Below are 13,102 nucleotides of genomic sequence, written 5' to 3' on the forward strand. Positions count from 1 at the left end.
TTATGGAAGCCTATCTACAACATCTGGTCGCTCAGTCGGTGGGCTTTGCATTAATTATTGTCGCCGTGGTGGCTTTCTTCGAGTCGCTGGCGCTGGTGGGCCTGATCCTTCCGGGTACTGTCATGATGGCGACGCTGGGGACGCTGATCGGCAGCGGTCAGGTGGGACTGTACGAAGCCTGGCTGGCTGCGGGACTGGGATGTTTCTTCGGTGACTGGGCCTCGTATTTTATTGGCCGTGGTTTCAAGGAGCCGCTGCATCGCTGGCGTTTCCTCAGGCGTTACCAGTCTTTACTGGATAAAACCGGTTACGCGCTGGATCGCCACAGTTTTGCGACAGTGATTATCGGCCGCTTCATCGGGCCAACACGCCCGCTGGTGCCGATGGTTGCCGGTATGCTGAATTTGCCGCCGTATAAATTTGCACCGCCGAATATTATCGGCTGCATCACCTGGCCACCGGTGTATTTTCTGCCAGGCATTCTGGCAGGCGTTGCCATTGATATTCCGGCCAGCCACAACAGTTCGGTATTCAAATGGATGTTGTTTGCTGCCGTGGTATTGATCTGGCTGAGTGCCTGGTTGCTGTGGCGCTGGATCCGTTCGGGGAAAAGCTCACCTGACGCGATGAATAAATGGTTGCCATTACCGCGTCTGCGCGTGGCTTGTGTACTGAGTCTTGTGGCGACAGCCGTGAGCCTGGTGATGTTGAGCAAACAGCCGATGATGCCGGTTTATGGTCATTTGCTGTGGAAAGTGATCACCCGCTGATCCCCGGTGTTATTCCTAACACTCTGGCCTGCGGTGCACTGCCGTTGGCCAGCGCCTGCGTCGGCCCGTCGTAAAAAATCCGGCCGTCAACAATCAGCAGCGTTCGCGGTGCAATCCTTGCGGCATCATCGAGATTGTGTGACACCATCAGCAGGGTAAGATTACGTTGCCCGCATACCTTATCCAGCAACGTGAGCATCTCACTGCGCAGCGCCGGATCGAGTGCGGAAAAGGGTTCATCAAGCAGTAAAACCGGCTGGCTGCGCAGCAGACAACGCGCCAGTGCCACACGCTGACGCTGGCCGCCGGACAGCTGCGACGGCAGCCGGTCCAGACATTCGGCCAGCCCGACCTGTTGGGCAATTTCTTCAAGTTCCTGCTTTTGTTGCGCGGTCAGTTTCAGCCCCGGATGTAATCCCAGCCCCATATTCTGCCGCACCGTCAGATGCGCGAACAGGTTATTTTCCTGAAACAGCATCGACACCGGACGCCTGGCCGGAGGTGTCGCGCTGTGATCTGCGCCGTTGAGCAGGATCTTTCCGCTGACCGGTGCCAGAAAACCGGCGACCAGACTCAGCAGGGTACTTTTCCCTGCGCCGCTCGGGCCGAGTATCGCCACACGTTCACCGGCATCGATGTGTAAATCGAAGCGCATCGGCAGATGTTCGTACAAATACGTCAGTTTATTCAGCGTCAGCATGGCGGCCCGGCAGTTTCTCAATCAGAGTGAATAACAGAAAGCATAGCAGCAGTAATAACAGCGCCGTCACCGCACCATCCTGGCTGCGGTAGGAGCCGATCTGCTGATACAGATAAAACGGCAGGGTGCGGAAATTCTCATTGCCGAACAAGGCAATGACACCGAAATCCCCCAGCGAAAGCACACAGGCAAACGCCAGTGCCTGCGCAAGCGGACGTTTCAGTGCGCTGAGTTCAACCCGGCGCAGCCGATACCAGCCGTGCATATCCAGCGAAAGGCACAGCAGCGTGTAACGATCTGCCACGTCGCGCATCGGGTTATCCAGCACTTTTAACGCATAAGGTACGGCCATCAGCGCATTCGTGAGGATCACCAGCGGCCAGGGGGACTGCGGTAAACCCAGGGTATCGCCGAGCAGCAGAAAAAAGCCGGTGGCCAGCACAATACCCGGCATTGCGAGGATCAGCATACCGCTCATATCCATCGCCTGTGCCCAGCTGTTTCTCTGGCGTAAACGCAGTTCGCGGCTGCTCCACAGCAGCATCATGGTCAGCAGCACACACAATAATCCGCTGCCCAGCGCGATACGTACTGATGTCCATAATGCCTGCCAGAGTGCGGGTTGCTGCAAAACACCCACGGCTGCCCGGTTTACGCCATCAGTAATCACGGCGAGTAACGGCGGCAGGATCAGCAGCAACGCGAGGCCAATCAGCACGGCATCGGCGATGCGGCGCGGCCAGGAATCGTCGGGATTACGCCAGCGCTGAGAATGCGTTTGCCCGACCGGCAACGCCTGACTGAGTTTCTGACTGAGCAATACCAGGGCCAGACAACAAAATAGCTGGATCAGCGCCAGGCTAGCCGCGCGGCTTAAATCGTAGTCGTAGCTCAGCGCCTGATAAATGGCGAGTTCAATGGTCGTCGCCTGCGGACCGCCGCCCAGGGAAAGGACGGTGGCGAAGCTGGCGAAACACAGCATAAAAATTAAGGCGGCAGCGGGGAAAATCTGCCGGCGCAACGCGGGCCATTCCACGAAGCGGAATTGCTGCCAGACATTCATGCCCAGTTGGGCGGCCAGCTGGCGCTGTTCAACAGCGATATTTTCCAGTGCCTGCACTAAAAGACGGGTCGCCAGCGGCAGATTGAAAAACACGTGCGCCAGCAAAATCCCCTGTAATCCATAGGGCGAGAAATGATAATCCATGCCCAGCCAGCCGCAAATCTGCGCCAGCCAGCCCTGCCTGCCGTAGACACTGAGAATGCCAAACACCGCCACCAAAACTGGCAATACCAGCGTCATCGCGCATAAGCGCAATAACAGCTGGCGGCCGGGAAAACGGCGACGGAACAACGTGCGGGCCAGCAAAATGGCCGGCAGCACTGAGCATAGCGCTGAAAGCAGCGCCTGCCAGAAGGTGAAGCGGATCACGTGCCAGAGATAAGGATCCTGCCAGAGGGCGGGGCCGCTCATCTGTGGCGCATGACGCCACAGAGAGCCTAAGGCCAGTGCGGCCACCAGCAACATAGCCAGCGACGCGATGACCCCCGGCCACAGCCAGCGCGGGATCAACGGCTGACGGCGTTCTGCCATGCCTGAATCCACTGGCTGCGGTGAGTGGCGACATCCTGTGCGCTGTATTGCAGGGATTTCGCTGGCACGGTCAGCTGTTTAAAGGCGTCAGGCAACGGCGTATTCACGATCGGATACATCCAGTTGCCGGTCGGGATCACTTTCTGGAAATCTTCCGTGGTGACGAACTTCATGAACTGTTCAGCCAGTTTCGGTTGCCTGCTGTTTGCCAGCTGCCCTGCAACTTCAACCTGCATATAATGACCTTCAGTGAAGTCCGCTGCGGCGTAGTTATCTTTCTTCTCTTCAACAATATGGTATGCCGGAGAGGTGGTGTAGCTCAGTACCAGATCGCTTTCGCCTTTGAGGAATAAACCGTAAGCCTCGCTCCAGCCTTTGGTGACGGTAACGGTTTTCTTCGCCAGTTTTTGCCAGGCTAGCGGGGCTTTGTCGCCATAAACTTTTTGCATCCACAGCATCAGGCCCAGACCCGGCGTGCTGGTGCGCGGATCCTCATAAATAACTTTCCATTTCTGGTCGCTGTTAATCAGCTCATCAAGGCTTTTTGGCGGGTTCTTGAGTTTATTTTTGTCATAGACGAACGCGAAATAGCCGTAATCGTAAGGCACGAACGTGCTGTCATTCCAGCCACCCGGCACCGTCAGTGTGGCGCTGGTTTTCGGCGCTTTGGCAAATAAACCGGTTTGTTCTGCCGCCTGCAGCAGGTTGTTATCCAGACCGAGGACGACATCAGCTTTGCTGTTTTTACCTTCCATCCGCAGACGGTTCAGCAAAGATACGCCATCTTCCAGCGCCACGTATTTCAGTTCACAGCCGCATTGCGCCTCAAAGGCCTTTTTAATGGCTGGACCGGGGCCCCAGTCGGCAGAGAAAGAATCGTAGGTGTATACCGTCAGAACAGGTTTTGCAGCCAATGCAGGTGCAGAAAGTAACAGCAGGCAGGACAATAATTTTTTCAACTTTGCGCTCCAAAAAAATGAAAGGGCAAAGGATTTTGAGTGAGCATCGCGCAGTCTCAAATCCCTCCGCCGGTATCAACCGGATCAGGTTCGACGGGTCTATATCTCAGCCAAACTTGCTGCGCAGGTGTTGATCCGGCGTCGGGCAGTGCTCGAAATGCTCACGTACTTTGTGTACGCTCCGCTTTCTCCGCGCTGGCCTTCACCGGCTGAACACTTGCTCGCGGCGTTTACATCGCTGCTTTAACAAGTCGGGCACCCCGTTGAGAACGGATGTCATTCTAGTGATTAACGGCGCGATGCGATAGTCCGATTAACTGTCAGGTGGCGCAAACCAGGCGGATTTAAAGTCGAACCAGCCGAGGGTATTCATGCGCACGCCGCGCATACTGCGTTGACCCTGCAATACCAGCCAGTGATGGAACAGCGGGTGGATCTGATGGCTGACCGTCTGTTTCTGACTCCATGTCGCCATCGATAAGTTCCCTGCGTGCCACTGCGCGGCATCGTCGTTCATCTCTTCGCTGAAGCAATGCCTGGCCAGTGGCAATTCGTAGAAATGCGCGAATAATGAAAACTCCAGCGGCAGGGTGAAGTTGGCACTGCCGAGCCATACATCACTTTTAGCGTCGCCGCGGTGCCAGACTGCATAATCCACTACCTGAGTAATCAGTTCGATACCTTCAGCCACCAGCAGCGGTTTCAGCGCATTACAGATGGCCTGATGTTCGGAGTGCTCGCCGTAAAATGTCAGTGTTATCTGCGTCAGATTTTGCGGTCTGGGCGGACGCGGCTGCGGCGCTTTATGATGCCATCGCGGCAAAAGGCCGTACGCCGGGGACCAGTAGCGCTGATAAATGGGTTCCGCATTATTCAGCAGAGCGATGGGATTGAGTAAATCGCACAACCACCGGCGTGTTTCTTCTGATTGTCCGACCGGTGAGCGCTGGTCAAAAAGCAGGAAATAGCAGCCTTCTTCAAGGCGGCTTTCCAGCTCGCTTTTGCCGGATTCATCGGCCTGAAGCTGCACGCCGGAATGCACCAGCTCTTCACTCAGTTCCGGTAGTACCCAGATATTCACTTCATCAATAAGCGCCCGGAAGCCAAAATAATCGTCAAAGGCGCGGATGCGCAGCTGCGTTTTAATATTACGTACCACGGCGTAAGGACCGGTGCCGACCGGATGGCGGGCAAAATCAGGCAGGGACTGCCATTCCTGTGGCAGGATCATGGCGTGGATATTGCCGAACAGCCATGGCAGCCAGCGATCGGGTTCATTCAGATGGATATCGATGACATTCGGCGTGGGCGTTGTGACCGACTTCAGGTTGCTGAACAACGGATGCGATTTCAGGCGCATAAAAGTAGTGATGATATCCGCCATCCCGAGTTCACGGCCGTGATGAAAATGAATGGCGGGACGCAGATAAAACCGCCAGTGTAGCGGAGAAACTTTCTGCCAGTGATGGGCTAAATCGCCTTCTGCTTCCCCATTTTCCTCATTTATGCGTGTCAGACCGCTGAAGATCTGTCTGGCAATATGGGTTTCTGAACGGCGCAACATAGTGCCGGGCAGCAGGTTAATCAGCGGACGGTAATACAACACGCGCAGGATATGTTTGCCCTGGCGAAAACTGCGTCCGAGCTGTGACAGCAGCATCTGACGCACCCTCGTTTTGTCGCCGACCAGTTGCACCAGTTGATCAATGCTATCTTGTTCCAGCAACTCCTCGGCGCGCTGTTGCTGGAGTGCCAGCCCGGTATACAAAAAACGCAGGGTAGATCGTTTGCCGCGTCCGGCTTCAGCATCCCACGTCAGCCAGCCCCGTTGCTGCATGGTGCTGAGCAACGATCGCATGTGTCTGCGCGAGCAGTTCAGAACCTCAGACAACGCCTGTAAGGTGGTTTCGGTGTCTTCACCGTGACAACTTTGCCACAAGCGGATGAACTGTTGTTGCAAACGGGACGAGGGCATAAAAGAGGAACTCCGTGAGCGATTTTCATCAATTTATCTTTCCCCATATTACTCCGATACTGTTTCTCAACCAAAGCCTGTTGTGAATGACCGGAGGTCAGCATGAAACGCCAGTTAACTGCCCGTTTTTATCAGTTTTACTTCAAGGCCATCAGACAAGGCGCGGAGAAAAACCGTGCTGACTGGCTGTCATGGGTGCCGGTGCAGTACCGGATGGATATTCTGGCGCGGCTGACGCAGTGGGATATGGATTCCATGAATGACGAGGAATACCGTCAGCGGATGTAAGCCCCCGTATCACAACGGCAACCGAATCCGATTTTCTGAGTAATGGTGTATTGTCACCAGCCAGTGAGGTAACTCACTGGTTTTTTTATGCACATTATCCCCTTCACATTTCAAGCTGCAGATGCGTTGGTTGCTCTTGCTCACCCGAATCAGGGACTTATGTCAGCTCATCGGGATTCGCGCGATTGCCGCCGTTCTGCAACCCGAACTGTTTGGGTATACACTGTATGTTTTGCCGTAAGACATTCATTTCTCAGGGACGACGTTATGTCAAAACCTCGTATTAATGCCATTTATGTCACCTTTCTGGTGGTGTCCTTGCTGTGTGGTATTGCAGGGGCGCTGCAGGCGCCCACACTCAGCTTGTTTCTGACCAACGAAGTGAAAGTCCGCCCGTTGTGGGTTGGTTTCTTCTATACCGTCAATGCGCTGGCGGGGATCGCAATCAGTTTTCTGCTGGCTAACCGTTCGGACAACAAAGGCGACCGGCGAAAATTGCTGATGTTCTGCTGCCTGATGGCGCTCGGTAATAGCCTGGTCTTTGCGTTCAGCCGCGATTACCTGGTGCTGATCACCGTTGGTGTTCTGCTGGCAGCAATAGGTAATGCTTCGATGCCACAGCTCTTTGCGCTGGCGCGTGAACATGCGGATCGCTCTGCCAGCGAAGTGGTGATGTTCAGCTCAATGATGCGTGCAATGCTCTCGCTGGCCTGGGTGCTTGGCCCGCCATTGTCGTTCATGGTGGCGCTTAACTATGGTTTTACGCCAATGTACCTGAGTGCGGCGGCGGTGTTTGTGGGCAGCATACTGATGATCTTCTTTTTCCTGCCTTCAGTGCCACGCCTTGAACTGCCGGTGGACGAAAAGGTGGTGCATGCCAGTGCCTGGCGTAATAAAGATGTTCGTCTGCTGTTCTTTTCCTCTTTGCTGATGTGGACCTGTAATATCATGTATGTCATTGATATGCCGCTGTACATCACCCATGATTTAGGTCTTCCGGAAGGGCTGGCGGGGTTGCTGATGGGGACCGCCGCCGGGTTGGAAATTCCGGCGATGTTGCTGGCCGGGTATCTGGTGAAACGCACCGGCAAACGTAAGCTGATGCTGTATGCCGTCGCAAGCGGTGTGATTTTCTATGCCGGGCTGGTGGCATTTCAGTTCAAGGCGGCGCTGATGATCCTGCAACTGTTCAACGCGATTTTCATCGGCATCGTGGCGGGGATCGGCATGCTGTATTTTCAGGATCTGATGCCGGGAAGAGCCGGCTCCGCGACCACGCTGTTCACCAACAGTATCTCGACCGGTGTGATTTGTGCCGGTTTGTTGCAGGGTTTTATCGTGGAAAGCGTGGGACATTATCCGGTTTACTGGGCGGCGACCGCGCTGGCCGTGGTGGCGCTCGGGCTGATGTATAAAGTTAAAGATGTCTGACCCGTTCAGATAAACAAAAACCCGCGGTGTACGCGGGTTTTTTTATGCTTATTTTCAGGAGATCAGTGCATAAAGGCAGGCTGATTTTTCTCGTAGCCGGAGATATTCTCCTCATGCTGCAAGGTCAGGCCAATGCTGTCCAGACCATTGATCATGCAGTGGCGACGGAAGCTGTCGATTTCAAACGGATAGCTTTTGTCACCCGCTTTAACGGTCTGTGCTTCCAGATCCACTTCGAACTGAATACCTTCGTTGTTTTTCACCAGCTCGAACAGTTCGTCCACTTCGGCTTCGCTCAGTGTAATTGGCAGCAACTGGTTATTGAACGAGTTACCGTAGAAAATATCGGCAAAGCTCGGCGCGATCACAGCATGGAAACCGTAGTCAGTCAGTGCCCAGGGTGCATGTTCACGGGAAGAACCGCAGCCAAAGTTTTCGCGTGCCAGCAAAATGCTCGCGCCTTTGTAGCGTGGTTTGTTCAGCACGAAATCAGGGTTTGGCACCTGACCGGCATCGTCCAGAAAACGCCAGTCATTAAACAGATGCTGGCCGAAACCGGTACGGGTCACTTTCTGCAAAAACTGTTTGGGAATGATGGCATCGGTATCGACGTTAGCTGCATCCAGCGGAACCACCAGACCGATGTGTTGGGTAAATTTAGCCATGGTGTTTTTCCTCAGTTCAGTTCACGGATATCAGCGAAACGGCCGGTGACAGCCGCCGCCGCCGCCATTGCCGGACTGACCAGATGCGTACGGCCGCCACGACCCTGACGGCCTTCAAAGTTACGGTTGCTGGTGGATGCGCAACGCTCACCCGGTTCCAGGCGGTCATTATTCATCGCCAGGCACATAGAACAGCCTGGCAGACGCCATTCGAAACCGGCTTCGATGAAGATTTTATCCAGACCTTCTTCTTCAGCCTGCGCTTTTACCGGGCCGGAGCCAGGGACCACGATGGCCTGCACACCACTGGCGACTTTACGACCCTGGGCTATCGCTGCCGCAGCGCGTAAGTCTTCGATGCGTGAGTTGGTGCAGGAACCGATGAAGACTTTATCAATCGCCACGTCGGTCAGTTTAATGCCCGGCTGCAAGTCCATATACGCCAGGGCTTTTTCAGCCGATGCACGTTCTACCGGATCAGCAAACGAGGCAGGATAAGGGATGGTTTGATTCACAGCCATTACCTGACCCGGGTTGGTGCCCCACGTGACTTGCGGTGCTATTTCGGAGGCATCCAGCGTCACAACGCTGTCGAATTTCGCACCCTCTTCTGTTTTCAGGGTTTTCCAGTATTCCACTGCCGCGTCCCAGTTCTGGTCCTTCGGCGCAAACTGACGTCCTTTCAGATAGGCAAACGTGGTTTCGTCCGGCGCAACCAGACCGGCTTTCGCACCCATTTCAATCGCCATGTTGCACAGGGTCATACGGCCTTCCATGGACAGCCGCTCGATGGCTTTACCGCAGAATTCCACCACATGACCGGTACCGCCCGCGCTGCCGGTTTTACCGATAATGGCCAGAACGATATCTTTCGCCGTGATACCCGCAGGTGCTTCGCCGGTTACTTCGATTTTCATTGTTTTGGCGCGGCCCTGTTTCAGGGTTTGTGTCGCCAGAACGTGTTCAACTTCAGAAGTCCCGATACCGAAGGCCAGTGAGCCAAATGCACCGTGTGTGGCGGTATGGGAATCGCCGCAAACAATCGTCATGCCCGGCAAAGTCATGCCCTGCTCAGGGCCGATAACGTGAACGATGCCCTGATACGGGTGGTTCAGGTCATACAACTGCACGCCGAATTCAGCACAGTTCTTGATTAATTCCTGCATCTGAATGCGTGCCATTTCGCCGCTCGCATTGATGTCTTTAGTTTGCGTGGACACGTTGTGATCCATGGTCGCAAACGTTTTACCCGGCTGACGTACCTGACGGCCCATCGCACGCAGGCCATCGAACGCCTGCGGGGAGGTCACTTCGTGAACCAGGTGGCGGTCAATGTATAACAATGGCGTTTCGTTTTGCGCTTCGTAAACCACATGCGCATCAAACAATTTCTGATACAGAGTCTTGGCCATGTTATGCCCCTTCTTTTACAAAGCGGGCAATGATATCGCCCATTTCACTGGTACCCAGCGCCTGCTGGCCGTTAGCCAAATCACCGGTGCGGTGGCCTGCTTCCAGTGCTTTATTAACGGCCTGCTCGATAGCATTGGCCGCGTCATCAGCGCCCAGGCTGTAACGCAGTAACAGCGCGGCAGACAGAATTTGTGCAATCGGGTTGGCTATGTTTTTACCGGCGATATCCGGCGCTGAGCCGCCCGCGGGTTCAAACAGACCAAACGCCTGCTCGTTCATGCTGGCTGAAGGCAGCATCCCCATCGAACCGGTGATCATCGCGCATTCGTCCGACAGGATGTCGCCGAACAGGTTTGAACACAGCAACACGTCAAATTGCGACGGATCTTTAATCAGCTGCATGGTCGCGTTATCGATATACATGTGGCTCAGGCTGACATCCGGATAATCTTTGGCGATTTCATTCACCACTTCGCGCCACATAATCGAAGTCTGCAAGACGTTGGCTTTATCGATGGAGGTCACTTTACTGCGGCGTTTGCGCGCCGATTCAAAGGCGATGCGGGCGATACGTTCAATCTCAAAGCGGTAATATACTTCGGTATCAAACGCTTTCTCGTGCATGCCCTGACCTTCGCGGCCTTTAGGCTGACCGAAGTAAATACCGCCTGTCAGTTCGCGGACACACAGAATGTCGAAACCTTTTGCAGCGATATCGGCACGCAGCGGACAAAACTCTTCCAGCCCCTGATACAGGCGGGCAGGGCGCAGATTGCTGAACAACTTGAAATGTTTACGCAGGGGCAATAATGCGCCACGCTCAGGCTGATCGTTCGGGGGCAGATGTTCCCACTTCGGGCCACCCACGGAGCCAAACAGGATCGCATCAGCTTGTTCGCAACCGGCGACGGTCGCTGGCGGCAAGGGACTGCCGTGTTTGTCGATGGCTGCGCCACCCACATCGTATTCGCTGGTGGTGATCTTCAGGCCAAAACGCTGACGTACGGCATCCAGCACTTTGTATGCCTGGGCCATGACTTCCGGGCCAATTCCGTCTCCGGGTAAGACGGCAATATGATGGGTCTTGCTCATGTTCACACCGTTTCCTGATTATTTTGAATGTTGTTGTGTTGCTGACCTGTCTGCTGCAAACGTTGCTTTTCGATCTCAACTTGTTTGCTGCGCCAGATGTTATTCAGTACATGTACCATCGCTTTTGCGGAGGATTCGACAATGTCTGTCGCCAGCCCGACACCGTGGAAGCGGCGGCCATTGAAGGAGACGACTACGTCAACCTGGCCCAGCGCATCGCGGCCCTGACCTTTGGCGCTCAGCTGGTATTTCACCAGTTCAATCTGATAACCGGTGATGCGGTTGATGGCCTGATAAACGGCGTCAACCGGGCCGTTGCCGGTGGCGGCTTCGGTAATGATTTCTTCGCCACAGGCCAGATTAACTGACGCGGTGGCGGTAATCTTAGAGCCGGACTGCACACTAAAGTTATCCAGGCGGTAGAATTCAGGCTCTTCCTGCTGCTTGTTAATGAAGACCAGCGCTTCTAAATCGTAGTCGAAAACCTGGCCTTTTTTGTCCGCCAGTTTCAGGAATGCGGCATACAGATGATCCAGGTTGTAATCGGATTCTTTGTAGCCCATTTCTTCCATACGATGTTTAACGGCAGCACGGCCGGAACGGGAAGTCAGGTTCAGTTGAACCTGGTTCAGGCCGATGGATTCCGGTGTCATGATTTCGTAGTTTTCGCGGTTTTTCAGCACGCCATCCTGATGGATACCTGAAGAGTGCGCGAAGGCATTAGAGCCGACAATGGCTTTATTGCCCGGGATAGGCATGTTAGTGATCTGGCTGACAATCTGGCTGGTACGGTAGATTTCTTTGTGATTGATGTTGGTGTGAACGTTCATGTAGTCACTGCGGGTGCGGATCGCCATGATCACCTCTTCCAGCGCGGTGTTACCGGCGCGTTCACCGATACCGTTCAGCGTGCCTTCCACCTGTCGCGCACCGGCCTGAATCGCAGCGATGGAGTTACCGACTGCCATGCCCAGATCATCGTGGCAATGCACAGAGATAATCGCCTTATCAATATTGGGCACGCGCTCATACAAATTGGTGATGATGCCACCGAACTGAACCGGCGTGGTGTAACCGACGGTGTCGGGGATGTTGATGGTGGTCGCACCGGCTTTAATCGCAGCTTCTACCACACGGCACAGGTTATCCAGCGGGGTCCGGCCTGCATCTTCGCACGAGAATTCAACGTCATCGGTATAGTTACGGGCGCGTTTTACGGAGTGTGTGGCCATCTCCAGCACCTGATCAAATGAACGCTTCAGTTTAGATTCAATGTGCAGGGTAGAAGTGGCCAGGAATACGTGAATGCGGAAGGCCTCTGCCACGCGCAATGCTTCGGCGGCGGCGTCAATATCACCGTCTACGCAACGGGCCAGACCACAAACACGGCTGTTTTTAATCTGGCGCGCAATAGTTTGTACAGACTCGAAATCACCGGGAGAGGAAACCGGGAAGCCGACTTCCATCACATCAACGCCCATTCTTTCCAGCGCCATTGCAATTTGAATCTTCTCTTTAACACTCAGGCTGGCTTGTAACGCCTGTTCACCGTCACGCAGCGTGGTATCGAAAATAATGACTTGCTCGCTCATGGGTTATTCCTTGTCTGCTTTTATTTTCGCGCCCTGCGGGGAGATAAAAAAAAACCCGCGCATCGGCGCGGGTTTATTGTCTGTGGAAGTTGAATCAGTTCTGATTTTCGCCCACTGGCTTACCGCGCATATATTCTGCGTTGAGTAGTAGGCCTAGGAGACGGGTCATCTTGAACATGTGTTTTCAGCTTCTCATCATGGGGTGGTCAGAACGGCTTTCGTTCAAACAGTGACTAAAGTGATACGGGAATGTGTGCGGTATGTCAACCTTCACAGTGTGGAAATTCCAGAAAATCGGCCTAATGATATTCACTCTCATTTAGCATAAAACTCTGGTATTAATGAAGTCCTCGGCATGCCGGCGTTTTAACAAGGGTCGTAAAAAAAACAACAACAAAAAAATGCCATGTTCGCCATTGTCGGGATAAATACTCTATTTAATACAGTCATTTAAAAGTGATTTAGTTTGGCTTAACTTATTATTCATTTTTCAAATGTTGTTTCCAAAAATATTTTGCTGTCTTATATCATAAGTTTCTTTGCGGGAAATAAAATTTGCATTTCTGTTTCTGATTATTGGAAACAAAAATTCATATTTTTCTAAAAAATGAATTGATGAGAAT

Annotated in this window: 11 protein-coding genes; 3 read left to right on the top strand and 8 right to left on the bottom strand. The window is 53.8% G+C overall.

The annotated features are described in order from the left end of the window. Positions 1-2 precede the first annotated feature (2 nt). On the top strand, positions 3-770 hold the full coding sequence (locus J1781_RS14360) for a DedA family protein (RefSeq protein ID WP_129953221.1): 768 nt from the start codon (positions 3-5) through the stop codon (positions 768-770). On the opposite strand, the gene thiQ is transcribed toward J1781_RS14360, so the two are convergent. The 4 genes from thiQ to sgrR all read right to left on the bottom strand — a co-directional run bounded on the left by thiQ (position 760) and on the right by sgrR (position 5,998). Continuing rightward, a complete protein-coding gene (gene thiQ / locus J1781_RS14365) occupies positions 760-1,470 on the bottom strand; it encodes a thiamine ABC transporter ATP-binding protein ThiQ (protein WP_217233787.1) in 711 nt (236 codons plus the stop codon). The two genes, J1781_RS14360 and thiQ, sit on opposite strands and share 11 nt — an antisense overlap. Further along, entirely contained in the window at positions 1,454-3,064 is a 1,611-nt protein-coding gene (gene thiP, locus J1781_RS14370; protein WP_129953219.1) for a thiamine/thiamine pyrophosphate ABC transporter permease ThiP, read from the bottom strand. The genes thiQ and thiP overlap by 17 nt, the downstream gene beginning before the upstream one ends. Further along, on the bottom strand, positions 3,040-4,023 hold the full coding sequence (gene thiB / locus J1781_RS14375; protein WP_217220788.1) for a thiamine ABC transporter substrate binding subunit: 984 nt from the start codon (positions 4,021-4,023) through the stop codon (positions 3,040-3,042). Before thiB ends, thiP begins: the two co-directional genes overlap by 25 nt. Before the next feature lie 313 nt (positions 4,024-4,336). Beyond that, positions 4,337-5,998 (bottom strand): HTH-type transcriptional regulator SgrR, encoded by a 1,662-nt coding sequence (gene sgrR / locus J1781_RS14380; RefSeq protein WP_217233788.1) that lies wholly within the window; start codon positions 5,996-5,998, stop codon positions 4,337-4,339. A gap of 102 nt (positions 5,999-6,100) precedes the next feature. On the opposite strand from sgrR, the gene sgrT reads away from it, so the two are divergent. Next, positions 6,101-6,286 (top strand): glucose uptake inhibitor SgrT, encoded by a 186-nt coding sequence (gene sgrT / locus J1781_RS14385; protein WP_129953216.1) that lies wholly within the window; start codon positions 6,101-6,103, stop codon positions 6,284-6,286. Positions 6,287-6,553: 267 nt separating this feature from the next. Then, positions 6,554-7,717: an MFS transporter gene (locus J1781_RS14390; RefSeq protein WP_217139511.1), complete on the top strand. Its 1,164-nt coding sequence runs from the start codon at positions 6,554-6,556 to the stop codon at positions 7,715-7,717. Positions 7,718-7,779: 62 nt separating this feature from the next. On the opposite strand, the gene leuD is transcribed toward J1781_RS14390, so the two are convergent. The 4 genes from leuD to leuA are packed head-to-tail and all read right to left on the bottom strand — an operon-like array spanning position 7,780 to position 12,479. Then, positions 7,780-8,382: a 3-isopropylmalate dehydratase small subunit gene (gene leuD / locus J1781_RS14395; RefSeq protein ID WP_217139510.1), complete on the bottom strand. Its 603-nt coding sequence runs from the start codon at positions 8,380-8,382 to the stop codon at positions 7,780-7,782. 11 nt (positions 8,383-8,393) lie between these two features. Next, positions 8,394-9,794 (bottom strand): 3-isopropylmalate dehydratase large subunit, encoded by a 1,401-nt coding sequence (gene leuC, locus J1781_RS14400; RefSeq protein WP_129953212.1) that lies wholly within the window; start codon positions 9,792-9,794, stop codon positions 8,394-8,396. A 1-nt stretch (position 9,795) separates the two neighbouring features. Next, positions 9,796-10,887, bottom strand: coding sequence for a 3-isopropylmalate dehydrogenase (gene leuB / locus J1781_RS14405; RefSeq protein WP_129953211.1), 1,092 nt, complete (start codon positions 10,885-10,887; stop codon positions 9,796-9,798). A 2-nt stretch (positions 10,888-10,889) separates the two neighbouring features. After that, positions 10,890-12,479: a 2-isopropylmalate synthase gene (gene leuA, locus J1781_RS14410; RefSeq protein ID WP_015698680.1), complete on the bottom strand. Its 1,590-nt coding sequence runs from the start codon at positions 12,477-12,479 to the stop codon at positions 10,890-10,892. Positions 12,480-13,102 lie beyond the last annotated feature (623 nt).

Source organism: Rahnella perminowiae (assembly GCF_019049695.1).
In the GTDB taxonomy this organism is placed as follows: Bacteria; Pseudomonadota; Gammaproteobacteria; order Enterobacterales; family Enterobacteriaceae; genus Rahnella; species Rahnella perminowiae.